Here is a 24,929-nt window from a genome sequence, read left to right as displayed (position 1 = left end):
TTTACGAAATCAAATGTATATGAATAGGGAGTGGGAATAAAATTTAATCGGTATAACGACAAAAAACTCGATAACGGTTCAAAAAAGTACGGTGAAGGTTTAAAAAAAAAACAGAAAACGAGTGGCTTAAGGATTTGGAAAGGTCAGATTATGTTGCATATTAAGGAACAACTCGGGATCTAAAATTAACCCGCCCAAAGCCATAATATAAAGAAGGGTGAGTAAGATCCAAAGGGCTCGTTGCAAAAGACCCTCTGTGGGATTAATCAATACGAGCGTGGTACGTTGAGAAAGGAATAGTAGGAAACCAATAAGAAGCAGAAAGAGTAAACTTTGGATGCAATAAAAAATTAGGGGCGACCAAGCATAATACTGTGTTCCAAAGCACACCCAATACATAGGCCCTACTGAAACTGAGAGTATTCCTAAAGGAAATGACCAGCAGAGCAATACAAATGCAAACGTAGGAAAATGTAAGGAGGGAAGGGTTGCAGGAGATTGTGACATGGTTATACCACTTCTAAAAGTAATACGTTTCTAATTTTTTTGACGATATCTTCAAAAGCAATGGGCTTTGTCAATACTTCGTTGGCACCTTGTGCAAGAGCTTCTTCCACAATTTCGGTTTCATTCCCTAAAGAGGATACCACAAAAACAGGTCGGTTGGGATTCAATTTTTTACTCAACGTCACCAACGTCATTCCGGAGACATGAGGCAATTGAATATCGGTGATCACAACATCGGGGTCGGTGTGGAGTAATTTCCGGGCACCTTCTTCGCCATCTATGGCAAAATCAATGAGGTAGCCTTCTTTAGCCAGTAAGTGGTTGAGGATGGTTTTGATCATTTTATCATCCTCAATTACGAGTATTTTTTTCATTTTACTGACAAACAACAGACCTGTTGTTGGGGTTTTTAACTAGGGTTTAACGGTACAAAAGTATTGGGGATAGGGTGCGAACTCAAAAAAAATCGCTGTAGGGTATAAATACTCGATTAATTTGACGTTTTGATAAATCCAATGTAAAACAGCGATTTATTAGGTTATTTATCCAAGGATTTTATGAAGAAATCATTACTTTTTTTACCTTCGTAACGCTTATACGCCTTAAACTGTATTTTTGTTCAACTCAAAAAAAAATAAAAAATATGACACTTATTAAATCCATTTCAGGCATTCGCGGAACCATTGGAGGAGCCGTGGGTGAAAATTTAACGCCTATAGATGCTGTAAAATTTGCTGCTGCCTATGGAACTTTTTTAAAACAAAATAAGCCAAGTTCCACATTGAAAGTCGTTATTGGTCGTGATGCCCGAATTTCGGGTCCGATGATCCATCAATTAGTGGTCAACACGCTCGTTGGTTTGGGTATTGACATTATTGATCTTGGACTGTCGACTACCCCAACCGTTGAAATTGCCGTCCCTTTGGAACAAGCCGATGGAGGAATCATTCTTACGGCTTCACATAATCCAAAACAATGGAATGCCTTGAAACTCTTGAATGCTAAAGGTGAGTTTTTAAGTGGAGCTGATGGAGCTGCGATATTGGAAATAGCCGAAGCCGCTGCCTTTGATTTTGCCGATGTCGATGCGCTTGGTAAGGTGACCGAGAACGATACCTACATGGATATTCATATCGATGAGGTACTCAATTTACCCTTGGTCGATGCCGAAAAAGTGGCTCAACGAAAATTTAAAGTCGTTGTGGATGGAGTGAATTCCTCGGGCGGAATCATTATTCCGAAATTACTCGAACAGATGGGCGTTGAAGTAGTCAAATTGTATTGTACGCCCAACGGTCATTTTCCGCATAACCCCGAACCTTTAAAGGAACATTTGGGGGATATTTGTCAAAAAGTAATCAAAGAGCAGGCCGATTTTGGAATCGTTGTCGATCCCGATGTCGATCGTTTGGCCTTTATTACCAATGAAGGGGAGATGTTTGGCGAAGAGTATACCTTGGTTGCCGTTGCCGATTATGTATTGAGTAAAACCCCAGGAAATACGGTGTCCAATATGAGTTCTTCACGGGCGCTACGCGATGTGACCGAGTTTCATAACGGTTCGTACCAAGCGAGTGCGGTTGGGGAAGTTAATGTAGTAGAGTTGATGAAAGCGACCCAAGCGATTATTGGTGGCGAAGGGAATGGCGGCATCATTTATCCTGAATTGCATTACGGTCGCGATGCCTTGGTGGGTGTAGCTTTATTTCTTACCCATTTGGCTGGCCTAGAACAAACGGTGGCCGAACTTCGAGCGGGTTTGCCAGAGTATTTTATGAGTAAAAATAAAATCGAACTCACCCCACAAATTGATGTTGATGGGGTCATGGCTGAAATTGCCAAGCGTTATGCCAATGAACCCTTATCAACCATTGATGGGGTAAAAATCGATTTTCCTACCGAATGGGTGCATTTGCGCAAGTCAAATACCGAACCTATTATCCGCATTTATACTGAAGCGCCTTCTCAAGCGGCTGCCGATGCATTGGCCAGTCGTTTTGTGAATGAATTAAAAAGTATTGCTGGGGTATAATAGGCAAATATTCTAATATACAAGCCACTTCATTCGGAGTGGCTTTGTTTTTTTCGTATATGTTCTAGTGGGAAAAGGGCCAAAAATCCAAGACCATAACAAAGCAAATCGTGGGTAGAGTAGGAGGTGCCTAGTACTGTTTGGGCGATGCGGTTGTGGGATAATCCCAACCATTCAATGGCTTTAACGAACTGTAAATATTCAATAAAGAAGGCAAAAAGAAGAACTGCTGTAGCGATGACAGCGGTGGTTTGTCGCAGTACACTTTTTAAGCCATAGAAGAGCAAAAAAATCACCAAGACATCCCCAAGATAAGGCCGCACAAAACGATCGCGAACCCATAAAGCAATGGCAATTTCAATCTCCAAAAAGAGTAAAAAAAGACGAAGAGCAGAACGGTCAAAATGCATGGGATAAAGGTGTTTGTTTTTCGTTTTTTGGCAAGAGATTATTAAGAATTTTGAACGCTTCCGATGAAATGTGTATCATTGCCAAAAATTCAGGTATGACCCAAACGTTCAGATTGTTGCTTGTTGTGGTAGGAATCCTTGGGATAAATGTTTCTTGTACTTCGGTGGAACGTTATAACAAACAAATTGCCCAACCCATTCCCGTAGCGCAACTGCAAGATGATATTGATTTTATTCAAAAAAAGTTAAAGCGATTGTATCCGCATTTGCATGGGTATATCGCAGAAAATAAGCTCAATCATCAATTCGATAGCATTCGTCGTCTGGTGCAACAGCCGATGACACCCAAGGATTTTTATTTTGTCATTGCTCCTGTCATCGCATCGATTCGACAAGGGCACATGAGTACGAGTTTTCCACAACCGTTACTGACTCGCGCACAACGGAAACACCTCAAAGGCTATGGCGAAGGGCCTTTATCACAATTTACTTCAGAGTGGATTGGCGGTGAAATGGTAGTGCTCAAAAACAAGTCCGAGCACAAAAATATCCGCCCAGGAGCTACCATCGTATCCATTAACGATATTTCGCCACAAGCGTTGTATGCCCAATATCGTCCGACGCTTACTTCCGACGGATTTAATGAAACCTATATCCGCAAGGGGTTTGGTCGTCGATTGCCGACGTATTTTACCGCTGAGTTTGGGGTTCGCGACAGCTTGCATTATGTGTTTAAACAAAATGATTCGCTGTATCATTTGTGGGTGAAACGCAAACCCAAAGCGGCGAAAAAAAAGGTTCAAAAAGCAGCTAAAGAGACATCCAAAGATACTGCTGTGGTTGCCAAGAAGCCTGAGAAAACAGCACCAAAAGTTGGCCCCCTTACGCGCAAAGAGCGTCGCATTTTTGGATATGACCCAACAACCAAAGAGTGTGCGGTGAGTTTGAAACGATCCGATTTGGATTCAACACTTTTCATATTACGCGTTAAAAATTTCTCAGCGAGTAGTCATCGCAAAGCGTATCCTATACTCTTTGATTCCATTCGCAAAATGGGATTGCATACGTTGGTATTGGATTTACGCGACAATCCGGGGGGGCGGGTAGCCGATGCAGTCAATTTGTACCGTTATTTTACCGATCAACCTTTTACGCTTTTGCAACCCGCAGCGGTTACCTCCAAAACGAGTTTATGGAAGTTAGGCGCATTGCCCAATATGTCGCCCGTAGCCTATCCCTTTTTCTTTGTTGGATATCCGTTTTATATGGCGTTTACCTATCTGCGCACCACCCATAATTCAAAAGGCGGCTTTCAGTACAAACTCACAGGGAGTCGACCGGTTTCGGCCGCTGCTCAAGCCTTTACAGGGAAGTTGTATGTATTGATTAACGGCGGGAGTTTTTCGGCGGCTTGTATTGAATCGGCGGCTTTAAAACAACGTCCGAATACCCATTTTGTTGGTGAAGAAACGGGCGGTGCCTTCAACGGAACGGTGGCGGGTATTATGCCGGTGGTACGTTTGCCGCATTCCAAAATTTCGGTTCGCTTGGGATTGATGCATATCCAACCTGTGGCACAGTCGGAGGTGATGGGTCGCGGCGTTTTCCCTGATACACCAATTGTACCTTCGCGTGAAGACCGGGTAAAAGCTCGCGATGTTGAGATGGAATGGGTGGTGAACGATGCAGCACGAAAGTAGGGGAATGGATTTTTTTAGTAAATTTTGGTCAATCGAATGTAGTAAAAAAGAGGCGAGGCGACTTTGTACGTTCGATCCTGTTTAAATATAAGTAAGCACTGTGTTTTCAAAAAATAGTACCTTAGCACAAAGCAATCCATTCACGGGTACAATTCTGATTTAGTTAGCCACAAAAAACAAATAGTTTATAATGGAAAAAGAAGTTAATAATTTTAGTGTAGGGTTATTTTTATGGCAGGTTTTGAATGTCATTCTTATTGTTTTGGTTCTGTATTTTTTGTTCAAATGGTATAAATGGGGCATACGGTATTTCAGTCGTTCATAATTTTACTTTAATTTTATAGAAAAATTGGAATCGCATGGCAGTCAGTCGTTGGGTCTTTTTCAAAATATTCGTTTGTTTCGCTTTCATTGCGACTTCCCGAGCGCAAACTACTGATGTATTGTCGTCTTCTCCTGAAAATACACCAACAAAATATACGTTTCGTTTTCCGTTGGGGACTCCCACATCAGAACCTGCTCCTTCTTCGATTTTTTATTCACCAACTGTATCAGCTTCCTTGCATCCTGCATTTGCTACGGAAGTACCGCCTTTAAATACCCGCACTTGGAACCTCAATCGTACCGTTGGATTCCGTTCTGGATTTTCCACCCAAGAAGTTCCCGCCCCTTTTTGCAGTCTTCCCACACAAGGCGCTGCATTCAATGTTTCAGGACGCGACGTATTTTTACCCTGCCTCGCCGATCGATTCCTCCAATGGGCCTTACAATCGGTGATTAATCGATAATTTTTTTCTTAGCTACGAACTGCACGACAACATCGAACAGCCTACTTTGGTGCGCGCCCATTCTGGACGTTTGGTAAACCATTTCTCGTGTTCCGGTTGCTCGTCGTAGGGGTTTTTAAGGAGTTCGTGCAATTCGTTAATCAAACTAAAATCGTCATGATTGGCGGCATCAATAGCTAATTGTGCCATGTAATTTCGCAATACATATTTGGGATTCACTCGGTTCATGGCTGCTGCCCTTTCGGCATCTGTTTGAGATTCGTGGGTAAGCCGCTGAAGGTAAAGTTGAAACGTATCCAACCAAGCGGTTTTTAAAGGTCCCACACACTGACTCGGCGTATAAAAGGCTTCTTGAATTTTGGTTAAGGCGACTTCAGGGCTGTCAGATTTTTCAATTTTGCCCAATAAACGGAAGAAAATCGTATAGTCCGTTTCTATTTTTTCCAGGTTCGAAAGCAATGCACGCACCACCTTTTCATCCGATTCCTGTATAGTGGCGAGTCCGAGTTTATTGCGGTTCATTTGCAAAAAAGCTTCATCAAATTGGCGTCCGTAGGCATTTAACACCGTTTCCAAAGGCTCGACGGCACCAATCAACGGGTACAACGCATTGGCCAATTGGATGAGGTTCCACAACGCCACATCGGGTTGGTTGCCATAGGCATAACGATGGTGCTGACTGTCGGTGGTGTTGGGAGTCCAATTAAGATTGTAATCTTCCAACCAACCGTAGGGACCGTAATCGATGGTGATGCCGTGGACAGACATGTTGTCGGTATTCATCACGCCATGTACAAATCCAACACGTTGCCATTCGATCATCAAATGCAAGGTTTTCTCGCAAACGGTTTTAAAAAAGGCAGTATATTTTTCAGGACCTTCACTTGTAATTTCAGGATGGTATTCGCGTATTACAAAGTCGGCCAATTGTTGCAGTTGCTCATGCTCCTGACGTGCGGCGTGGACTTCAAAACTGCCAAAACGGATGAAAGTAGGGGCAACACGGCACACGACGGCTCCTTTTTCATAATCGGCATTGCCATCATACAGCATGTCGCGTATCACCTCGTCACCCGTACCCATTAAGCATAGAGAACGCGAGGTAGGTGCGCCCAAGTGATGCATTGCCTCAGCGCACAAATGTTCGCGAATGGAGGAGCGCAAGACGGCCAATCCATCACCACGACGGGAATAAGGTGTTTTGCCCGCGCCCTTGAGTTGAAGCATCCAAATTTGATTTTTATGTGCTATTTCGCCCAACACGATCGCCCGGCCATCGCCCAATTGTCCGGCCCAATTCCCAAACTGATGGCCGGCATAATTCATGGCAAAAGATCGCGTGTCAGGATACACTTCTTTACCAGAGAAATAGTTTAAAAAGTCGGTACTTTTGGTGTCGTCGACATCCAATCCAATTCGCTCCACTACTTCAGTTACCGCATGAATTAGATACGGTTTACTGGGTATGCGAGGGGTCACATACGAATAATCCGCTAGGGGCACTTGCCGAACAAAATTTGTAGTTTCCAGGTCGGGGGTGAGTGCCTCTTGAAAACGTGGGATGAAATGGAGCTTTTTCATATTACAAAGATAGGTTTTTTTAGCCACTAAGAAGCTGAGAAGCTGAGCTGCTGAGCTTTTGATAGTGTGCAAAAATCAACCTTTATTTCTTTGAATAGTTCAGACGTTATTTTTAATTATCTTTGTGCCACAAACCAACAAACTCATGATTACCGCGGCTGTAAAAACCGAATTAGAAGCTTATTTTGCCTCTTTTCGCAATGGAATTATTGGAATAGACCAAGAATTTGATACGCCTTACGGGACGAAACCGTTGATTTATACCGATTGGACAGCGAGCGGTCGTTTGTACCGTCCGATTGAGGAAAAATTGATGGATACCTTCGGCCCCTTTGTAGCCAATACGCATACCGAAACAACGGTTTCTGGAACCGCAATGACGTTGGCCTATCATGAGGCAAAACAAATCATCAAGCGTCATGTCAATGCGAGTCCCAACGATGTGTTGATCAACACGGGTACGGGAATGACAGGTGTAGTCAATAAGTTTCAACGCATTTTGGGATTGAAAGTCCCCGAAAACTTAAAAGATTATCTCAATTTACCGACTGAAATCAAACCGGTGGTGTTTGTGTCGCACATGGAGCACCATTCCAACCAAACCTCATGGATTGAAACGATAGCCGATGTAGTGATTATTCCCGCGAATGAAGACGGATTGTTTTGTTTGGAACAATTCAAAAAAGTAGTCGCGCAATACGCCGACCGTAGTTTTAAGATTGCATCGATTACCTCGTGTTCCAATGTCACGGGCATTCGCACTCCGTATCATGAAGTAGCCAAAATCATGCACCAAAATAACGGCGTTTGTTTTGTCGATTTTGCGTGTTCAGGACCGTATGTTCACATCGATATGCATCCTGCCGATCCAGAAGCGTATTTGGATGCGATTTTTTTCTCGCCGCATAAGTTTTTAGGTGGCCCTGGGACCTCTGGGGTTTTGATTTTCAACAAAAACTTGTACAAAAATAATGTTCCCGATTGCCCTGGAGGCGGAACCGTGAGTTGGACTAATCCATGGGGTGAGCACAAATACATTGATGATATCGAAGATCGTGAAGATGGCGGAACGCCTGGCTTTTTGCAAGTAATTAAGACGGCTTTAGTCATTCAGTTGAAGGAAACGATGGGGGTGGAGAACATAATGAAGCGGGAGCATGAGTTGGTGGATTATATCTTTGAACACTTAGCACCCGTTGAAAATCTCACGTTGTTGGCTGGACAGCATCGCGATCGTTTGGGCGTGATTTCGTTTTATATTCATGACCTGCATTACAATTTGGGTGTGAAAATATTAAACGACCGATTTGGGATTCAAACCCGTGGCGGTTGCAGTTGCGCGGGAACCTACGGACACTATTTATTGCATGTCGACCAAGAAACTTCGCATCATTTGACCTGTTCGATTGACGAAGGTGATTTAACCCAAAAACCGGGATGGATTCGCATGTCCATTCACCCCACCACCACTTCGGCAGAAATCGAATATGTATGCCAAAGCATCATCGAGTTGGCAGCAAATCATCAGGAATGGGCTTCAGATTATGTCTACAACCCTAAGAAAAATGACTTTACACACCGAAATGCTGAAGCGTTAGAAAAGGCGATGGTGAAAAGTTGGTTTATTTGAAATCTGTAGTGTTGTAAATGTTAATTGTTGTATTGGTTGTTTTTATTTTAATTAATTGATTTATAAAATGATATTGTATTTTTTGTAAAATGTTTAAATTTTAAAATTGAAATGTTTTATAAAAAGTATCATGTCTGAAGCTCAATTTATTCCTTGCGAATTAAAGTTAGAACAGCCAAGTTTCGATAGTACCTTAACCGATTTAATTATTGAGTTGGATTACCTCAGAAAAAAAACGCTTGGAGGTTCTACACATCCCAATGTTTTCTTTCAATTAAAACAAATTTTTCATACCCTTGAAAGTATTGGGTCTGCAAGGATTGAAGGGAATCGGACTACTATTGCTGAATATATAGAAACAAAATTGGATGACGAAATTCCAATATCGGATGGGATTCAAGAAATTCAGAATATTGAAAAGGCAATGGAATTTGTTGAAGCAAATATCCATGACTATCCAATAAATACCCTTTTTATTAGTGAATTACACAAGATGATTGTCGCTGATTTACCTCTTCCTCCCAAAGGTGAAGGCGATTATACACCGGGGATTTACAGAAAGAATAATTTAAAAATTCATGAATCTAGTCATTTGCCACCTGAACATTTCAATGTTGAAGGCTATATGTCAGAATTGTTTACGTTTATCAATAAAGCCGATAGTCCAAAATATGATCTATTAAAAGCAGCTATTGCTCATCATCGATTTGTATGGATACATCCCTTTGGAAATGGAAATGGGCGTACTGTACGATTATTTACTTATGCAATGTTAGTAAAAACGGGTTTTAATGTGAATATTGGTAGAATAATTAACCCAACAGCGGTATTTTATAGTAATAGAACTGATTACTATACCTATTTAGCCAAAGCAGATTCTGGAACAAAAGAAGGTGTTTTGGAATGGTGTGAATACGTGTTGAGAGGATTAAAGGATGAAATTGAAAAAATAGATAAATTAAGTGATTATGAGTATTTGAAAAAGGAAGTACTTATTCCAGCTATTAATCACTCTTTAGAAAGAAAATACATCACCGATATTGAATCTAAAGTTTTAAAAAGAGTCGTTGAAATCCAACTTATTCAAGCTTCAGATATAAAAGATTTATTTTCAAGCAAACACAACTCTGAAATTTCTCGTCAAATTAAAAAGTTGATTGAAAAGAAAATGTTGGTCCCCGAAAAGGAGGGAACTCGTAAATACATTATTCGATTTGACAATAATTTCTTATTGAGAGGAATTATAAAAGCGTTAGATGAAAAAGGATTTCTCCCTATTCGTGATTAATTATTAAATAGTAAGACTCAGTAGCTCAGCCTCAGCTACTCAGCAGCTACTTCAATAACTTCTTCAACGCTTCATATTCTCCCGATTGTCCAAAATGGGCATTGTTGTAGCGTTGTCCCACCATTTGATGGCGTTGGCATTCAAAATTCAGTTTAACCGAACCCATGAATTTTCCCTTATTTCGAAAAACTAAAATATCGGTATAGCCCGATTTACAAGTCGGTTGAATCGGTTGTGTGGGTTCGCGTTTCGAAAATAGTTTTTCTATTGCCGGGTATTTTTTGGGATCGACAATTTCTTTTTTAAAGCCAAGAATATCCATGTTGCTAATGAATACTGAATCCTGTGTAGAAACTGGAATGTTCCCTGTTACAATTTGCAATAAGCCCAATTCTTTTCGGGACTTTTCAGACTTTCCAATGATGCTATCGAGTTCGCTTTTGGAAACGGGCACGGTATAATGAATGACTTGATCGAAGGTGTAAAATGGCAAATTGCCTGTAGCTTCGGCTTTTTGGTTTTGCTGACATGCGTTGGCAAAACTAATAATGGTTACTAGTAAAAGAATACGTTTCATAAGCGTTAAATTTAATATCAAATTTTAAATTTACAATAATTTACCAGAATTTCCACTAAGGTTTGGTTTCGGATTCGAGGTAGCCTATTGGATTTTCATTTTTTTCTGGTGCAATTCCTTTATGGAAGTTGACTATGGTTTGAAAAAGCGAAAATTACTCTTGTCTTTTTGAGGTAAACATTATAAAGGTAAAACCCTGTTAGATTGAGTTGCTCACTTGAAAAGGGAGCATAATGGTTTACCACAAAATCAATGACTTGCGGTCGAAGCGATTCGTAATAACTCCCTAAGCGAAGGTTATAGTCTAAGGCGTGGATGCCTTGACCTGTTTTTTCGGTTTGCGCTTGATGTTCTATAAAATGGAGCTGCTCTTTTTTGTAATTTGCCCCAATAATGGAGGTAATCGCATGCAATAAATTGTCATTTAGAGCTTTATTGTTTGGATTTTTATCGGCGTTTGCTTGGATAAACACCAAACTGACAGCATTGAATCGATCTTCTTCTTCAGATAGTTTTCCATAAATATCCAACCCGTCAATGATACTTCTGTCATGGGTTTATTCGTGCTTCAAAAAAGCGGCAGCCCCTTTCCATAATTGTTCGGCGAGAGGATGGGATGTAGTGGTATTTTCCATGGCAAAAGAATTAAGGAAGTACTGGAATTTCTTTGGGATCGTTTTTATAAATTTCTTTTAAAATGGCATGCTCCTTGGGGTTAGTAAAAATGCCGATAAGTCATTGGTGCCCTCATAAAGTAAGTAAAATTGCTCTTGACATATTTTACGTTTCAATTGCCCATTGAGCGCACAAAAAAATACCCGTGTGCCATCAACCCAATGCGTGCCGTTTTTTAAAGCGGCTGTCGTGTCAATCAATATCTTTTTTTCTCCTAAAAACACACTGTAGGTTTCATCAGCATCGGGCGACACTCGGAATGGAATTTGAATGTTGCGTTTTTTCAATATGCGTTTAATTTGGTTGCCGTAAAATGAAAAATCAAACTCCACTATTGCTTCAGCATCGACATATACATATTTTTTGGTGCTTTCATCATAAATATTCAGTTCATTTTCTGTAACAGGTTTTTTGATTCGGCATAGTTCAAAAATCCACCCGAAAGGATTTCTTGGGTTTTGGACTGACAGCAAACAAGTACGCTCAGGCTGGCAATAAAGAGTATTTTTTTCAAGAGTTGTGATGATTTGACGCGTAAAAACACGAAATCTCGCTAGTCAAAACGCTTTAATTCACTCATAAAGGCTCTTAAATTGTCCTCTTTGGGATTGTAGGTGATGGGGATGATAAGTTGGTCCAATTGAATGGCTTTTAAATCTTTGGTTAAAAGAATGTTTTGTAGATCGGGTGTGATTTTAATTTCTAATGCGTATTGTTGGGTGTCTTTGATGACTCCTTCGAGATGGACCACATTCCATGCTTTTAATATGGTAACCGTTTTGTCTTCAAAGAGCAATCTGACTTGCGTAATCTTATCGGAAGGAAGGAACGTTACCAACACCATTTTCTTATCAATGCTCTTTACCTGATTCATTTCAAAACGCAATTCGAGTTGGGTATTCGGGTGCATTAATTCCATCACCATATCAATGCGATCGCCGGGTTCGCGGATATCGGCTTGGCTAAAAAGGAGTTGGGTTGACAAAAAAGTAAAAACAAATACAAGGGTGCGCATAACCGTTGGTTTTTTGGATAAAACGCATTTTTTGCGCGAAAAGTATGTAGAAGCTTCTTAGAGGCTGAGCGGCTATGCCACTGAGCAAAATAGTGATCAGTTTTAAGTCGCAGTTTTCAGTGTGTATCAACTGCGCAACAATCCACAATTGGAAGTAGTTACTCAATTGATAGAAATGCCACAATGCTTCATAAAAAAAGCAGCCGAAGCTGCTTAGGATTATACGTGAACCGTCCAACCAAAAGGATCGTCTTCCAGTTTGTATTGAATATTCATGAGTTTTTCTTTGAGAAATAAAGCCATCGGTTGCTCTTGCGGGGTGAGTTCGTAGTAGTGCTCTTGGTATTGAAAGCCTTTAATCGGACTCACCACTGCGGCCGTTCCAGCGCCAAACATTTCTTTTAAACGGCCCTCTTGTGCGGCTTGAACGAGTTCGGCCACAGTTAACGAACGTACTTCTACAGCAATTCCCTCCTTTTGTGCCAAATCAATCAAGGATTTACGGGTAACACCATCCAAAATTCGCTCACTAGTGGGGGCAGTGATTAAGGTATCATTAATTCGGAAAAATACATTCATCGTTCCCGCCTCTTCCAATTTGGTATGGGTTGCATCATCGGTCCAAATGATTTGTTGGAACCCTTGTTCGTTAGCTAATTTTGTGGGGTAAAATTGTGCCGAATAGTTTCCAGCGGCTTTGGCAGCACCGATTCCACCATTGGCTGCTCGACTGTAATGCTCGGCAATAATCACTTTCACTTCGCCCGAATAGTACGATTTTGCGGGTGAGAGAATAATCATGAATCGGTATTGTGTCGAAGGTTGGGCAATCACTCCCGAACCAATGGCAATCATAAACGGACGTATGTATAGGGAATTTCCTTTCCCACCTTTCACCCAAGCTTTTTCTATAGCAACAAGTTGTTGAAGTCCTCCAATGAAAATGGATTCGGGAACTTCAGGCATGGCTAAGCGCGTAGCCGATTTGTTGAAGCGATCCATGTTTTGATCCGGACGGAATAACCAGACTTCATCGTCTGCATCGCGATAGGCTTTCATACCCTCAAAAATTGCTTGTCCGTAGTGAAAAACTTTAGCCGAAGGATCAATTAAAAAAGGCTCGTAAGGTTTGATAATCGGGGACTGCCATTGTCCGTCTTTGAAGTCACAAACCAACATGTGGTCGGTAAAAACATTGCCAAACGTAAGATTTTCAAAATCTACGGTATCAATTTTGGAAGTTGACGCCTTTAAAAAGGTAATTTCAGGGGTATTTGCTGCATCCATTATAATCATAAAGCCCGAATCAATGCTGGGATAAAAGAAGTTGGTGTGTTGTTTTGGTTTTTGGCTAAACTACTAAAAAAAAATATAGGTTGGATGGCTTTTGCCTGAAAACATCAAGCATTTTCATTCGCCATTTGATTTTAGTGGTTTTGATGAAAAAAAGCGTTGAAATACCGCCCGTTACTAAGAAGATTATAACTTTGTAGTCCTTTAAATACTCAAAAATGAAAAAAATAGGATTTTTATTCGTCGTAGCCTTACTTATTGTAGGCGTATCTATTGAAGCCCAAGAGCAAAAAAAGCAAGCCAAAAAAGCAACTGCAGCTTATAATGCCAACGATTACAAATTGTTTGGTGAAAAATTTGAAATCAAAAAGGTATTGACCGAAAAGCAAATGTTGAAAAAATACAAAGGCTTAAAGAAAGGCGATACACTAACGGTCGTTTTCAAGTCCAAAATCAATTCTGTTTGTAAAAAGAAAGGCTGTTGGATGCGTTTGGATCTTGGCGGATCTGAAGAATCTTTTGTGCGTTTTCAAGATTACGGATTTTTTGTTCCTCTAAATGCTGACAATGCCGAGGCAATTGTACGCGGAAAAGCCTTTGTCGATGTGGTTTCTGTTGATGAATTAAAGCATTACGCCAAAGACGGTGGAAAATCTAAAGAGGAAATCGCAAAAATTACCAAACCTGAAATTACCTATGCGTTTACCGCAACAGGCGTTTATTTGAAAAAATAATATGAAACGAATTGTACTCAGCTTCCTCGTTGGTGTTGCCTTAATATCTTGTCAACAAAAAGAAACTTCCAAAGCTGAAAAAAAGGATACGACTCCAAAAAAAGCCTGTGAAAAACCGAAAACCGAAAAGGATGAGGATGGGTTTGAAATGTATCAAATGACCGAAATGGCGGCTTTGATGGAGCAGATGTATGTCGATAACAAACGCTTACGCCAACGAATTATTAAAGGGGAATCGGTGGGGAGTTTTCCAGAACATCACCTAAAAATCCACACGGCAGCAATGACCGATCCATCGGAAAATGATACTTTCTTTAAAGCGCGTGCCAAAGCCTACATCGAAGCACAGAAGCAGTTGTATGCCGATCCCAAGAATGTCAAAGCACATTTTAATGCAGGAATCGATGCTTGTGTACAATGCCATGAGCAAAAATGTGGGGGGCCTTTAGTGCGTATCAAAAAGTTGTACATTCCGTAGTGAAACGTCAAATATTCCATACCGCCGACGGTTCAACAACCCTTCATATTCCCGAATGGGAGGAGAGCTACCATTCCAAACACGGCGCGATACAAGAAGCGTATCACGTATTTATTCACAGCGGACTTTCTCTGTTTGAGGGAAGGTCTGTTGCTGTTTTAGAAATGGGCTTTGGTACAGGACTCAATGCATTTATTACGTGGCTAGAACATGAAAAGCGTGGACAGTTGATTGATTATGTTGGACTCGAAGCTTATCCCTTAGCGCAAGAAGAAGCGGCCCAAATGAATTATCCTTCGGCTTTAAATGTTGGACACCATCAATCCATTTTCGAGGGGATGCATCAACTTCCGTGGAACGAACCAACTGCACTCAGCACTCATTTTACACTCACCAAACGACAACAATTTTTTCAAGACCTGAACGAAAACGATCGGTATGATTTGGTTTATTTTGATGCGTTTGGATTTCGTGTACAACCCGAGTTGTGGGATAATGCGATGTTTCAAAAATTATATGACGCCATGCGAAAGGGTGGAGTACTCGTAACGTACGCCTGCCGAACCAGTATCCGAAAAGCGATGTTGGAAGCAGAATTTACTGTGGAAAAACTTCCCGGCGCACCAGGCAAACGCGAAATGTTAAGGGCTTTTAAAAACTAAGTTAAAATTGGCAATCCTCACAAAAATTTAATACATTTGAAATGCGAATCTATGATTTGTATACGTTCTTACCCCAACGCTATCTGAAGTCTAACCCATAAATTGTCAGACTATGCCAAGAGCTATTTATGAATTTACAAAATCGGTGCTCGAGCGTGTCAGCTTTGATTCGAACCTTTTTTGTAAAGAATTAGAAAAAGCGGTTCGGGTTTTATTGCCTTACGAACTGGAAGAACTCATCGAATGGGTCCTTCGATTTACGGAAGGAAAACCCGAATTACGCCAATGTATACGGAGTATTAACGGATAAAGCTAAAGGGAGTTTAAACGGCTCCCTTTTTTATGAGATAATTTATATTTGTAAGAAAAATAATATATATAATTAAAAAAATAACATTTTAGCGTCAAAAATAGCATTTCAACGATGTTTTTTTGTAAAAATATTTGGCTAGTTCAAAACAATACGTTAACTTTACTTCACCAGTCTATTAGTAACTTAACCTTTTAAACCCTAAATGCTATGCCCAGATTGATTTACGATTACACGAAATCAGAATTGGAGCGTGTAAGCCTCAGCCCCGAACGTTTCAAAAGAAAGTTGAAAAAGGCCGCCAGTAATTTGCTGCCTTACGAAATCGAATTGTTGCACAAGTGGCTGCAATTCTATACCGATAACCGACCGGAACTCAGGCAATGTCTGACCGAGGTTCCTCTAGAGCAAAAAGGTGTCTGTTAAGACGCCTTTTTTATTGTGTGGATTTCGGACTTACAATTTGAACATTTTGAAAGGCAATAGCACCCCGCACGACCCCCGAAATTGTAGTGCGAAGTGCGTCGATGAGGTGAATTTTTAATTCGTTTTTAGGGTAAATAAGACTCACCTCACGCGCCGGTTTGGGTTCGACAAAGTGCCTCAATTTAGCTTGATCACTTTCCTTCAAATCCAAAGTATGCAAATAGGGAAGTAAGGTTGTACCCAAACCTTCGTCCGCCAGTTTGATTAACGTTTCAAAGCTGCCACTTTCCAATTGAAAATGCGAACGTTTGTCGTCAGCATTTCGTTTGCATAAATTTAAAACGCTATCCCTAAAACAATGCCCATCCTGCAACAAGAGCAACTCATCCACATCTAAGTCCTCAATTTGAATCTCTTTTTTGGCAAAATGGTTGTGGTGCTCAGGAATGTAGGCCACAAAAGGTTCAAAATACAATACGATTTCTTTGATTTTTTCTTCGTGTAAAGGGGTCGCTGCAATAGCCGCATCCAAGTGACCATTATTGAGTTTGAAAATGATATCTTCCGTATTCAACTCCTCAATAATCAGCTGTACTTTGGGGTATTTTTTGATAAAATTAGTCAAAAACATAGGCAACAATGTGGGCATGATGGTCGGAATGATTCCCAAACGAAATTCACCGCCTACAAAGCCTTTTTGCTGGTCTACAATATCCTGAATCCGATCGGCTTCATTGACAATATTTTTGGCTTGATGCACAATTTTCTGCCCAATATCGGTGAGTTGAATCGGTTTTTTACTGCGGTCAAAAATCAGTACGCCCAATTCTTCTTCTATCTTTTGAATCTGCATACTCAACGTGGGTTGGGTGACAAAACATTTCTCAGCCGCCAAGGTAAAGTTTCGGTGTTCTGCTACAGCGAGCACATAGTGCAATTGTGTGATGGTCATTTATAATAAAATTTGATGCAAATATAAAAACTATCAATTTAACTTATACTTATTCACGTGTAAATTGGGATACTTTTGACAAATAATACACGGTGTCGTTTTTTAAACGAATACCAACCATACAAAAACAACCTTCTATGAAACACAATAGCCTGGGATTACCCCAATAAAAAAACCGAAGTCATTGCTTCTGAATAGAATCGCTTACTTGCTAATTTTCAAGTGTATTATCAAAATTTACGCGGCTTACATTGGAACATCCGTGGGAAACGCTTTTAAAATTTGAAGAACTCTACAATGATAGTCAGTTGAAAATTGATTCGATTGCCGAGCGTGTACTAGCTTTGGGAAGTACGCCTTTGCATACATTCGAGGACTATACGTCACAAAGTCAACTGCCTATTGGGCGCAATGTTTCGAGTGATGAAGCGGCCATTGCTTTACTTTTGGAGTGTTTGCCGCAATTGTTAAGTAGGGAACGGAAGATTATACAATTGGCCGATGCCATCAATAACGTGTGTAAAACCATTATGATGATCGATTTTATCGTCGAAAAGGAAAAGACCATTTGGATGTTGAGCGCTTGGCTGGAGCGTGAAATTTAAGACTTGTTTTATTTTCAAAATAGTCTTTCGTATTCTTATGGAATGGCTATTTTTGTTTAGTGATTCGCTTTGATTTTGCTTATGGACTTTTTCAGTTAGTGCTGTTGGGATTTGCCACAGTGTTTGTGCTATGCATTCACAGCATGCGTATGAAAAAAGGCTGTAGCTCTCAAGCCCTTTCGTTTTTCATGAAACGGTTAACAACGATTCTATTTTCATCAATAATTTCTCTTGTTAATCGTACGTATGTCTAAAACAACTTCATTATTTGCCCATTTAAAATCTGATTTTGCTGCAGGTTTAGTCGTATTCTTGGTTGCCTTACCTTTGTGTTTAGGCATTGCCTTAGCCAGTGGAGCGCCTTTGTTTTCTGGAATAATTTCAGGTGTTGTGGGCGGCATCGTGGTCGCAGCAATCAGCAATTCACCTTTAAGTGTTTCGGGCCCTGCTGCGGGACTCACCGCCATCGTTTTTGCCGCCATTCACGATTTGGGTTCTTTGCCCTTATTTTTTACGGCTGTCGTTTTGGCTGGTATTTTTCAGGTACTCTTAGGATTTTTAAAAGCAGGAACGCTTTCCAACTATTTCCCCAACAATGTCATTGAGGGCATGTTGGCAGGTATTGGGGTCATAATTTTTCTAAAACAATTACCCCACGCCTTTGGGTACGATCCTGATTTTGAAGGAGATGAAGCTTTTTTGCAAAACGACGGACAAAATACCTTGAGCGAACTTTGGGCGTTGCATCAGCATATCGAACCCGGAGCGCTGTTGATTGCTTTACTATCCTTGGGTATCTTGCTGGGTTGGCCCAAAATTAAAGGGTTGCAAAAAATACCTTTCGTGCCTCCCGCCCTTATGGCAGTCATTGTTGGTATTGTACTCAACAGCTATTGGAACAGTTTACATCATCCTTGGGCATTACACCACGATCACTTGGTTCAACTCCCTGTTCCTGATTCTCTTGCCGCTTGGAAAAGCACCTTTATTTTTCCCGATTTTACCCAATTGAGCCATCCTAAATTATGGATGATTGCTTTTACAATAACCATTGTCGCTTCGATCGAAACCTTGTTGTGTATTGAAGCTGCCGATCGAATGGATACCGAAAAACGTTTTACTAACACCAATTTGGAGTTGAAAGCGCAAGGTCTCGGAAATATCGTGAGTGGGTTATTGGGCGGGTTACCGATGACTTCAGTAGTCGTGCGAACTTCGGCCAATCAGGCGGCTGGGGCCAAAACCAAAATGGCAGCCATCATTCATGGATTGTTGTTACTGCTTTGTGCGGTAACCATTCCACACCTCTTGAACTGGATTCCCAAAGCGACGCTAGCGGCTGTATTGTTGTTGGTCGGTTACAAATTGGCCAATCCTAAAATGTTTTTACATTTTTACCACCGCGGAAAATTTCAATACATTCCTTTTGTAGCGACTTTTATCGGCGTTGTTTTTACCGATTTGTTAAAAGGAGTTGCGCTGGGATTGCTTATCAATGTTCTTTTTATCATTTGGGGAAATATGAAACGGGCCTATGTTTTTCGCGCCACCGACTATCAACCGGGCGATGTCATTCATATTGATTTGGCACAGGAAGTTTCTTTTCTCAACAAAACATCAATTAAAACGACGTTACGCCAACTCCCCGAAGGAGCTCATGTAATTATCGATGCTTCGCAAACGGTCTATATTGCCCACGATGTGCAGGATTTGATTAAAGAGTTTCGGGATGTGATTGCACCGAGTCGCGACATTAAATTAAAATTGATTGGATTTAAAGAGCATTACGATATTGAAAATTTTGAGGACCAGAATTTTGTGACTATCGAACAGCGCTATAATGTATTGCGGCGTCGTATGGAACCCGTCATTAAGAAAAAAGAATCGTAACAACCAACCGACCTAACCAACTTTTACCATGAGCCAAGATTTTTATACAAAGATTTTAGATAACAACAAAAAGTGGGTCGAATCCCAATTAGCCCTGGACCCCGATTACTTCAAGGATTTATCCAAAGGGCAACAACCGCCTTTACTTTGGATCGGTTGTTCGGATAGTCGGGTGCCTGCCAATGAAATTATCGGGGCCAAACCAGGTGAAGTATTTGTTCATCGCAACATTGCGAACATGGTGGTGCATACCGATATGAACATGTTGAGTGTTTTGGATTATGCGGTCAATGTGTTGAAAGTGAAGCATATCTTGGTCTGTGGACATTATGGATGTGGAGGAGTAAAAGCTTCTATGGGCAACCAATCCATTGGAATTATCGATAATTGGATTCGCCATATCAAAGACGTCTACCGCATGCATGAAGAATACCTAAACGCCATCGTGGATGAGGAAGAACGTTTTAATCGTTTTGTGGAAATCAACGTGCAAGAGCAAGTTTTTGATTTGGCCAAAACGTCTATTGTGCAAGCCGCTTGGCGTAACGGACAGGATTTGACCCTTCATGGATGGGTGTATGGACTCAACTCAGGCTATGTAACCGATTTGGATGTCAATTTGACGTCCAACGTCGATTTGGATGAAGTCTATCGCTTGAAGTTTTAATCCTCCAAATTTTCATTAAAAGCCGAAGGGAGAAGCTGCGGAATAAATTTGATCAACAAAGGAAGCAACAAACTTCCGCCTGGCAACAAGAAAATGGTCAACGAAGGGATGGTTTTACAAACATCCAAGAGTTGTTTTTTGATTTTCTTTTTTTCTTCGGCATCCAAATCGCGTTGCGTAGATTGGGCCAATAACTGCATGAGTTCCTTGCTTTCCCGAATTTCTTTGGTTAATCTTTTTTTATTGCGTTTGATCAAAAAAATGACACTTTGTGCTGTTTGATCATAAAAATGCTTCACCGGATGCGAATAGTTAAAATAGTGCATTTCCGAGCGATGCGTACTGATAAATCGGTGGGTAAAAGCTAGGGCCGTTTCGGTAAAAGAATTGTCCACTTGTAAATACTGTCCCAACGCATACACAAAATACTTTTCCTCATTTTCAATCTTTCCATCATTCCATAAAGCTAAAGCAGCCATATCGAGAAAATAATAGGATTCAAGCGGGTCTTTAAATTCTTCAAAAGGTAGTTGTTGAATTCCGGTGATGTTGATTTTTGAAAATTTGGTATAGCGCACTGAGGCATCAAATAGCTTGATCAACAAATCGTCATGCACTGTTTTTTCTCCTTTGACACGTAACGCCAACGAAACAAGTCCCATCAAGGTTTCCTCGATGCGCTTCAGATACTTTTCGGGGATAGTTCCTTTGATGAGGTAGTGTCGAAACGCAATTACATCGACAAATAGTAGCGCATTGGTTACGATATGAGAAAAGTTTTTACGAAAAATATCTTTGTTCGTTTGTACCCGACCATCGATAAAACTTTCGAGCTTTTGCGAAGGCGAAGCAGGTAGGAGATTTTTCCATAATTGGCCAATTCCAGCAGGGGACATTTCTTGGTAAAATGCGCTGGCCCTTTGGGTAAAATCCAATTGATCTTGTTGTTTTGTGGTAAATTGATACACGGCAAACAAAGCATACAGTAGCGCAATTTTGGAACGTTCTTCTACCGACCAGAGGCTATTGGTCTCGGGGGGAATACCTGGTAATTGAAGGGTATGTCCGTAAATGAAGCCCGTTTCGCGCAGTTCCTCGTACCAATTTTCCGCGGTGAGGTTATTCCGCAAATGAGGCAAAGCCACTTCAGCGAAATACTTTTCAATCCAACCGTGTACTGAGGGGTTAATCATGGGGCCATAGCGTTTGGTAGATCATTGGGAATAGGCAAATTACATAACCGTCTATAGGCGAGACTTATTTAATAATTCCAGTACAAGCCACGCGCCCGCCTGCATTACCTGTAGGTTGCGATACAAAATCGTCGGCTTTTTCATGGACGATCAATCCTTTGTTGAGGATGTCTTTATTTGGGTCTCCACAGCCAATGCACCATTGATCGGTAGCAAATTCAACCGTAGCATTCCCTTTGGCATCGGCGGTAAAATTGCCAATATCTCCTTTATGGTATTCGCCTTCGCCCCATTTTCCGTGTTTGGAAAAGGTCGGATTCCAATGTCCTCCCGCCGAAGTCGCATCTGCGGCCGAACAATCGGCTTTTTCATGAATATGAATGGCATGCACCCCGGGTTGGAGTCCGCTCAGGGTAACTTTCAACTGAACAGTTCCTTTTTTTTCAGTAAAAAGGGCGGCGCCAGTGACAGCGCTATTGCTTTTGGGTTGCAAGGCCATCGTTACTGTTTTGTCGGGTTCGGTTGAAGACTTACAAGAAATAAGCAAGCCCGTTAATACCAATAGGCGAAGTATCGAGATTTTCATCTTTTTTATTTCAAAGATATTAATTCCTTGCATGCGCTTGGGTTTCTTACTCCAAAAAAAACCGCCTCTCCAAAGAAAGACGGTTTTCAAACAATTAAACGTAACTAATAAATTAAAAACAATAGCCGTTGGCGGCAATCAATTTTTCAGCAATGGTTTCGCGTAAAGCCACCACATTGGGCATGTTGGTGTATTTGGTAAAACGACGCAATCCCATTAACATCATGCGTTGTTCATCGCCTTCCGCAAAAGAAATGATGCCTTCTTTTCCTTTGGTATACACCGTATCTACAGCATTGTATAAATACAATTGCGCCATGGCAATTTGTTCTTTATACGCGTCTGCACCATTTTTCTTCGCCATTTTCTCCACACGCAATACGGTACTTTCGGCCATATAAATTTCGATTAACATGTCCGAAGCTGCCATCAACAATTGCTGGTGTTTTTCCAAATCGGGGCCGTATTTTTGAACGGCAGCTCCAGCCACCATTAAAAAGGCCTTTTTCAATTTGCCGATCAATTCTTTTTCTTCGCTAAACAATTCTGAATAATCAGGCGTGTCAAATGATGGAATGCCCATTAATTCTTCTTGCACTTTCATGGCAGGCGTAATCAAATCCACATGACCTTTCATGGCTTTTTTGATCAACATACCCACTGAAAGCATGCGGTTGATTTCGTTGGTTCCTTCGTAAATACGGGCAATACGGGCATCACGCCAAGCACTTTCCATCGGCGTATCTTCAGAAAAGCCCATCCCGCCGTAGACTTGGATGCCTTCGTCAGCACAGTTTTGGGCATCTTCGGAAACGGCTACTTTAAGGATTGAACACTCAATGGCAAATTCTTCTACCCCTTTCAATTCGGCTTCTTGATGCGTAGCACCTTCGCTTTCGCGAATCGCAATGCGGTTTTGAATATCAAATGCCGCACGGTAGGTTGCACTTTCACCGGCAAATGCAGAAGTTGCCATATTGGCTAATTTTTGACGAATCGCCCCAAAAGAAGCAATCGGCACATTGAATTGGAAACGCTCATTGGCATAACCTACCGCATTGTTGGCCAAACGACGTTGCGCATCCAAACAGGCGGCGGCCAATTTGATTCGACCCACATTCAAGGCATTCATAGCAATTTTGAATCCTTCGCCACGACCGGCTAACATATTTTCAACGGGCACTAAGGTTTCGTTGAAAAATACCTGACGGGTAGAGGAGGAGCGGATACCCAATTTGTGTTCTTCTTCTCCTAATGAAATTCCGTTATTCGGGTCATTTTCTACAATAAATCCGGTAATGTTTTTATCGTCTTCAATGCGGGCAAAAACGATGAAAAGTGAACAAAAACCAGCATTGGAAATCCACATTTTTTGTCCTGTAATTTTATAATGTTTGCCATCTGCCGTTAATTCCGCTTTGGTTTTTCCAGAATTCGCATCCGATCCAGCACCGGGTTCGGTTAAGCAATAGGCACCAAACCATTCGCCAGAAGCCAACTTCGGAACGTATTTTTTCTTTTGTTCGTCGGTACCATACAAGGTAATTGGCATCGTACCGATTCCGGTATGCGCGCCAAATGCGGTTGAAAACGAACCGGTAGCGCCTGAAATGTAATCACAAACCAAACAGGTATCGACAAATCCCAAGCCCATACCTCCATATTCGGTAGGCACCGCCACACTTAAAAAGCCCATTTCACCTGCTTTACGCATTACTTCTTCGGTGAAGGCATAATCTTTTTGTTCGAAGCGCACTTTATTCGCCCAAATTTCTTTGTCAACGAATTCTTTTACAGCATCGCGCATCATCACTTGTTCTTCTGAAAAATCTTCTGGAGTGAAGATGTTTTCACACGGGGTTTCTTTAACGAGGAATTGACCACCTCTAGTAATATCTGCCATGATAGGATATTTTTTTATTTTAAATTCTATATTATAAATTTTAAGTTTTGGATTCTGATTGCTGACTTGTTTTGACAATCTTCGTCAGAATATTTATTATGTGTTCTATTTCTTCTAGTGGTTGACTCACGTTTATTTCAGAAATTTTGGATTCATGAATTAAACGTAGCCAGTACTTAGTTTCTCTGGCTTCTTTTGCTGCAATACTGATTTTACTTATAAAATCTCTTTTTGATTGTGCAGCAATAGCTTCTTCAACATTGGCTCCAATGCTCGTTCCTGAACGAATAATTTGTTTAGACAGAATAAATTCATTTTCTTTTTTTAATTCTAAAAACAAATCAATCATTAACAAAGCAAAGGAAAAGGTCTTTGTGGCGATTAAATTTTCTTTCATGGCTTGGTTTCATTTATTTATGGCTTATATTCAAAATTTATAATTCAAAATTTACAACATCTCATAGATTCCCGCTGCACCTTGTCCCGTTCCTACACACATCGAAACAATACCGTATTTGCTGCCGCGTTGTTTCATTTCGTCAAAGAGTTGAACCGAAAGTTTGGCGCCCGTACAACCCAGTGGGTGACCCAAAGCAATCGCACCACCGTTGACATTCACGATTTCTGGATTGATATCCAATTCACGGATTACGGCTAACGACTGGGAAGCAAAGGCTTCGTTTAATTCAATCAAGTCAATATCTTTCAATTGCAATCCCGCTTGTTGTAGGGCTTTCGGAATCGCTTTCACCGGACCAATACCCATAATTCGGGGTTCGACCCCTGCTGCGGCATAACTCACCATGCGAGCGATAGGTTCCAAGTTGAGTTCTTTCACTAAGGCTTCGCTCATAATCATCACAAAAGCAGCGCCATCACTCATTTGTGAAGCATTTCCTGCGGTTACACTACCGTCAGCGGCAAATACAGGGCGTAATTTGGCCAACGCTTCTAGATTGGTATCGGCTCTAGGTCCTTCGTCTTGACTTACGGTATAGTTTTTAGTTTCTTTTTTACCTGCTTCGTT

The 24,929-nt window shown here is 41.0% G+C and carries 27 protein-coding genes; 12 read left to right on the top strand and 15 right to left on the bottom strand.

The window, feature by feature from the left end:
• Positions 1–126 precede the first annotated feature (126 nt).
• Together ABWO12_RS07490 and ABWO12_RS07485 are read right to left on the bottom strand one after the other, a co-directional pair.
• On the bottom strand, positions 127–507 hold the full coding sequence (locus ABWO12_RS07490) for a hypothetical protein (protein ID WP_353088133.1): 381 nt from the start codon (positions 505–507) through the stop codon (positions 127–129).
• 2 nt (positions 508–509) lie between these two features.
• Entirely contained in the window at positions 510–881 is a 372-nt protein-coding gene (locus ABWO12_RS07485) for a response regulator transcription factor (RefSeq protein ID WP_353088132.1), read from the bottom strand.
• Positions 882–1,150: 269 nt separating this feature from the next.
• Between ABWO12_RS07485 and glmM the strand changes: the two genes are divergently transcribed.
• Positions 1,151–2,539, top strand: coding sequence for a phosphoglucosamine mutase (gene glmM, locus ABWO12_RS07480; protein WP_353088131.1), 1,389 nt, complete (start codon positions 1,151–1,153; stop codon positions 2,537–2,539).
• A gap of 29 nt (positions 2,540–2,568) precedes the next feature.
• Here glmM and ABWO12_RS07475 read toward each other — a convergent pair whose 3' ends face one another.
• Positions 2,569–2,949, bottom strand: a complete 381-nt coding sequence (locus ABWO12_RS07475) for a ribosomal maturation YjgA family protein (protein WP_353088130.1) — start codon at positions 2,947–2,949, stop codon at positions 2,569–2,571.
• A 95-nt stretch (positions 2,950–3,044) separates the two neighbouring features.
• Between ABWO12_RS07475 and ABWO12_RS07470 the strand changes: the two genes are divergently transcribed.
• A complete protein-coding gene (locus tag ABWO12_RS07470; RefSeq protein ID WP_353088129.1) occupies positions 3,045–4,649 on the top strand; it encodes a S41 family peptidase in 1,605 nt (534 codons plus the stop codon).
• A 359-nt stretch (positions 4,650–5,008) separates the two neighbouring features.
• The gene (locus ABWO12_RS07465) at positions 5,009–5,437 is read left to right on the top strand and encodes a hypothetical protein (RefSeq protein WP_353088128.1); all 429 of its coding nucleotides are present in this window, start codon (positions 5,009–5,011) and stop codon (positions 5,435–5,437) included.
• A gap of 12 nt (positions 5,438–5,449) precedes the next feature.
• On the opposite strand, the gene ABWO12_RS07460 is transcribed toward ABWO12_RS07465, so the two are convergent.
• Positions 5,450–7,018, bottom strand: a complete 1,569-nt coding sequence (locus ABWO12_RS07460) for a protein adenylyltransferase SelO (protein WP_353088127.1) — start codon at positions 7,016–7,018, stop codon at positions 5,450–5,452.
• 145 nt (positions 7,019–7,163) lie between these two features.
• On the opposite strand from ABWO12_RS07460, the gene ABWO12_RS07455 reads away from it, so the two are divergent.
• Positions 7,164–8,648 (top strand): aminotransferase class V-fold PLP-dependent enzyme, encoded by a 1,485-nt coding sequence (locus ABWO12_RS07455; RefSeq protein ID WP_353088126.1) that lies wholly within the window; start codon positions 7,164–7,166, stop codon positions 8,646–8,648.
• Positions 8,649–8,778: 130 nt separating this feature from the next.
• On the top strand, positions 8,779–9,936 hold the full coding sequence (locus ABWO12_RS07450) for a Fic family protein (protein WP_353088125.1): 1,158 nt from the start codon (positions 8,779–8,781) through the stop codon (positions 9,934–9,936).
• 46 nt (positions 9,937–9,982) lie between these two features.
• Here ABWO12_RS07450 and ABWO12_RS07445 read toward each other — a convergent pair whose 3' ends face one another.
• From ABWO12_RS07445 to ABWO12_RS07425, 5 genes are all read right to left on the bottom strand, one after another.
• Positions 9,983–10,513 carry a hypothetical protein gene (locus ABWO12_RS07445; protein ID WP_353088124.1) on the bottom strand — a complete coding sequence of 177 codons (531 nt, stop codon included), beginning with the start codon at positions 10,511–10,513 and terminating at the stop codon, positions 9,983–9,985.
• 119 nt (positions 10,514–10,632) lie between these two features.
• On the bottom strand, positions 10,633–11,043 hold the full coding sequence (locus tag ABWO12_RS07440; RefSeq protein ID WP_353088123.1) for a hypothetical protein: 411 nt from the start codon (positions 11,041–11,043) through the stop codon (positions 10,633–10,635).
• A gap of 162 nt (positions 11,044–11,205) precedes the next feature.
• Positions 11,206–11,661, bottom strand: a complete 456-nt coding sequence (locus ABWO12_RS07435; RefSeq protein ID WP_353088122.1) for a hypothetical protein — start codon at positions 11,659–11,661, stop codon at positions 11,206–11,208.
• Positions 11,662–11,741: 80 nt separating this feature from the next.
• Positions 11,742–12,203 carry a hypothetical protein gene (locus ABWO12_RS07430; RefSeq protein ID WP_353088121.1) on the bottom strand — a complete coding sequence of 154 codons (462 nt, stop codon included), beginning with the start codon at positions 12,201–12,203 and terminating at the stop codon, positions 11,742–11,744.
• A gap of 219 nt (positions 12,204–12,422) precedes the next feature.
• Positions 12,423–13,490 carry a branched-chain amino acid aminotransferase gene (locus ABWO12_RS07425; RefSeq protein WP_353088141.1) on the bottom strand — a complete coding sequence of 356 codons (1,068 nt, stop codon included), beginning with the start codon at positions 13,488–13,490 and terminating at the stop codon, positions 12,423–12,425.
• Positions 13,491–13,714: 224 nt separating this feature from the next.
• On the opposite strand from ABWO12_RS07425, the gene ABWO12_RS07420 reads away from it, so the two are divergent.
• The 4 genes from ABWO12_RS07420 to ABWO12_RS07405 all read left to right on the top strand — a co-directional run bounded on the left by ABWO12_RS07420 (position 13,715) and on the right by ABWO12_RS07405 (position 15,680).
• Entirely contained in the window at positions 13,715–14,230 is a 516-nt protein-coding gene (locus tag ABWO12_RS07420) for a DUF4920 domain-containing protein (protein ID WP_073362504.1), read from the top strand.
• Between the two features lies 1 nt (position 14,231).
• The gene (locus tag ABWO12_RS07415; RefSeq protein WP_353088120.1) at positions 14,232–14,708 is read left to right on the top strand and encodes a hypothetical protein; all 477 of its coding nucleotides are present in this window, start codon (positions 14,232–14,234) and stop codon (positions 14,706–14,708) included.
• Complete coding sequence (gene mnmC2 / locus ABWO12_RS07410) at positions 14,708–15,370, top strand: tRNA (5-methylaminomethyl-2-thiouridine)(34)-methyltransferase MnmC2 (protein WP_353088119.1); 663 nt, start codon at positions 14,708–14,710, stop codon at positions 15,368–15,370. Before ABWO12_RS07415 ends, mnmC2 begins: the two co-directional genes overlap by 1 nt.
• 112 nt (positions 15,371–15,482) lie before the next feature.
• Positions 15,483–15,680, top strand: coding sequence for a hypothetical protein (locus tag ABWO12_RS07405; protein WP_353088118.1), 198 nt, complete (start codon positions 15,483–15,485; stop codon positions 15,678–15,680).
• A 436-nt stretch (positions 15,681–16,116) separates the two neighbouring features.
• Here the strand turns inward: ABWO12_RS07405 and ABWO12_RS07400 are convergent, their stop codons facing one another.
• The gene (locus ABWO12_RS07400; protein WP_353088117.1) at positions 16,117–17,058 is read right to left on the bottom strand and encodes a LysR family transcriptional regulator; all 942 of its coding nucleotides are present in this window, start codon (positions 17,056–17,058) and stop codon (positions 16,117–16,119) included.
• 251 nt (positions 17,059–17,309) lie between these two features.
• On the opposite strand from ABWO12_RS07400, the gene ABWO12_RS07395 reads away from it, so the two are divergent.
• From ABWO12_RS07395 to can, 3 genes are all read left to right on the top strand, one after another.
• Positions 17,310–17,663, top strand: coding sequence for a Dps family protein (locus ABWO12_RS07395; protein ID WP_353088116.1), 354 nt, complete (start codon positions 17,310–17,312; stop codon positions 17,661–17,663).
• A 246-nt stretch (positions 17,664–17,909) separates the two neighbouring features.
• Positions 17,910–19,553, top strand: a complete 1,644-nt coding sequence (locus ABWO12_RS07390; protein WP_353088115.1) for a SulP family inorganic anion transporter — start codon at positions 17,910–17,912, stop codon at positions 19,551–19,553.
• Between the two features lie 28 nt (positions 19,554–19,581).
• Positions 19,582–20,220, top strand: coding sequence for a carbonate dehydratase (gene can / locus ABWO12_RS07385; RefSeq protein ID WP_353088114.1), 639 nt, complete (start codon positions 19,582–19,584; stop codon positions 20,218–20,220).
• Here can and ABWO12_RS07380 read toward each other — a convergent pair.
• The 5 genes from ABWO12_RS07380 to ABWO12_RS07360 form a co-directional block, all read right to left on the bottom strand.
• Positions 20,217–21,413 (bottom strand): LETM1-related biofilm-associated protein, encoded by a 1,197-nt coding sequence (locus ABWO12_RS07380; protein ID WP_353088113.1) that lies wholly within the window; start codon positions 21,411–21,413, stop codon positions 20,217–20,219. The genes can and ABWO12_RS07380 overlap by 4 nt on opposite strands.
• Positions 21,414–21,477: 64 nt before the next feature.
• Entirely contained in the window at positions 21,478–21,999 is a 522-nt protein-coding gene (locus tag ABWO12_RS07375; RefSeq protein WP_353088112.1) for a superoxide dismutase family protein, read from the bottom strand.
• Between the two features lie 112 nt (positions 22,000–22,111).
• Positions 22,112–23,902, bottom strand: coding sequence for an acyl-CoA dehydrogenase FadE (locus ABWO12_RS07370; RefSeq protein WP_353088111.1), 1,791 nt, complete (start codon positions 23,900–23,902; stop codon positions 22,112–22,114).
• Positions 23,903–23,942: 40 nt separating this feature from the next.
• Positions 23,943–24,299: a four helix bundle protein gene (locus ABWO12_RS07365; protein ID WP_353088110.1), complete on the bottom strand. Its 357-nt coding sequence runs from the start codon at positions 24,297–24,299 to the stop codon at positions 23,943–23,945.
• 51 nt (positions 24,300–24,350) lie between these two features.
• A partial coding sequence (locus tag ABWO12_RS07360; protein ID WP_353088109.1) for a thiolase family protein occupies positions 24,351–24,929 on the bottom strand: 579 nt, incomplete at its 5' end.

Origin of the sequence: Flavobacterium sp., assembly GCF_040379285.1 — a bacterium.
Lineage (GTDB): Bacteria > Bacteroidota > Bacteroidia > Flavobacteriales > Flavobacteriaceae > Flavobacterium.
The sequence above is the reverse complement of the archived record's forward strand: the minus strand, read 5'-3'. Positions and strand labels throughout refer to the sequence as shown.

Coding starts and splice junctions, on each gene's coding strand:
- ABWO12_RS07490 (WP_353088133.1), bottom strand. CDS start 507: ATGTCACAATCTCCTGCAACCCTTCCCTCCTTACATTTTCCTACGTTT.
- ABWO12_RS07485 (WP_353088132.1), bottom strand. CDS start 881: ATGAAAAAAATACTCGTAATTGAGGATGATAAAATGATCAAAACCATC.
- glmM (WP_353088131.1), top strand. CDS start 1,151: ATGACACTTATTAAATCCATTTCAGGCATTCGCGGAACCATTGGAGGA.
- ABWO12_RS07475 (WP_353088130.1), bottom strand. CDS start 2,949: ATGCATTTTGACCGTTCTGCTCTTCGTCTTTTTTTACTCTTTTTGGAG.
- ABWO12_RS07470 (WP_353088129.1), top strand. CDS start 3,045: ATGACCCAAACGTTCAGATTGTTGCTTGTTGTGGTAGGAATCCTTGGG.
- ABWO12_RS07465 (WP_353088128.1), top strand. CDS start 5,009: ATGGCAGTCAGTCGTTGGGTCTTTTTCAAAATATTCGTTTGTTTCGCT.
- ABWO12_RS07460 (WP_353088127.1), bottom strand. CDS start 7,018: ATGAAAAAGCTCCATTTCATCCCACGTTTTCAAGAGGCACTCACCCCC.
- ABWO12_RS07455 (WP_353088126.1), top strand. CDS start 7,164: ATGATTACCGCGGCTGTAAAAACCGAATTAGAAGCTTATTTTGCCTCT.
- ABWO12_RS07450 (WP_353088125.1), top strand. CDS start 8,779: ATGTCTGAAGCTCAATTTATTCCTTGCGAATTAAAGTTAGAACAGCCA.
- ABWO12_RS07445 (WP_353088124.1), bottom strand. CDS start 10,513: ATGAAACGTATTCTTTTACTAGTAACCATTATTAGTTTTGCCAACGCA.
- ABWO12_RS07430 (WP_353088121.1), bottom strand. CDS start 12,203: ATGCGCACCCTTGTATTTGTTTTTACTTTTTTGTCAACCCAACTCCTT.
- ABWO12_RS07425 (WP_353088141.1), bottom strand. CDS start 13,490: ATGGATGCAGCAAATACCCCTGAAATTACCTTTTTAAAGGCGTCAACT.
- ABWO12_RS07420 (WP_073362504.1), top strand. CDS start 13,715: ATGAAAAAAATAGGATTTTTATTCGTCGTAGCCTTACTTATTGTAGGC.
- ABWO12_RS07415 (WP_353088120.1), top strand. CDS start 14,232: ATGAAACGAATTGTACTCAGCTTCCTCGTTGGTGTTGCCTTAATATCT.
- ABWO12_RS07405 (WP_353088118.1), top strand. CDS start 15,483: ATGCCAAGAGCTATTTATGAATTTACAAAATCGGTGCTCGAGCGTGTC.
- ABWO12_RS07400 (WP_353088117.1), bottom strand. CDS start 17,058: ATGACCATCACACAATTGCACTATGTGCTCGCTGTAGCAGAACACCGA.
- ABWO12_RS07390 (WP_353088115.1), top strand. CDS start 17,910: ATGTCTAAAACAACTTCATTATTTGCCCATTTAAAATCTGATTTTGCT.
- can (WP_353088114.1), top strand. CDS start 19,582: ATGAGCCAAGATTTTTATACAAAGATTTTAGATAACAACAAAAAGTGG.
- ABWO12_RS07380 (WP_353088113.1), bottom strand. CDS start 21,413: ATGATTAACCCCTCAGTACACGGTTGGATTGAAAAGTATTTCGCTGAA.
- ABWO12_RS07375 (WP_353088112.1), bottom strand. CDS start 21,999: ATGAAAATCTCGATACTTCGCCTATTGGTATTAACGGGCTTGCTTATT.
- ABWO12_RS07370 (WP_353088111.1), bottom strand. CDS start 23,902: ATGGCAGATATTACTAGAGGTGGTCAATTCCTCGTTAAAGAAACCCCG.
- ABWO12_RS07365 (WP_353088110.1), bottom strand. CDS start 24,299: ATGAAAGAAAATTTAATCGCCACAAAGACCTTTTCCTTTGCTTTGTTA.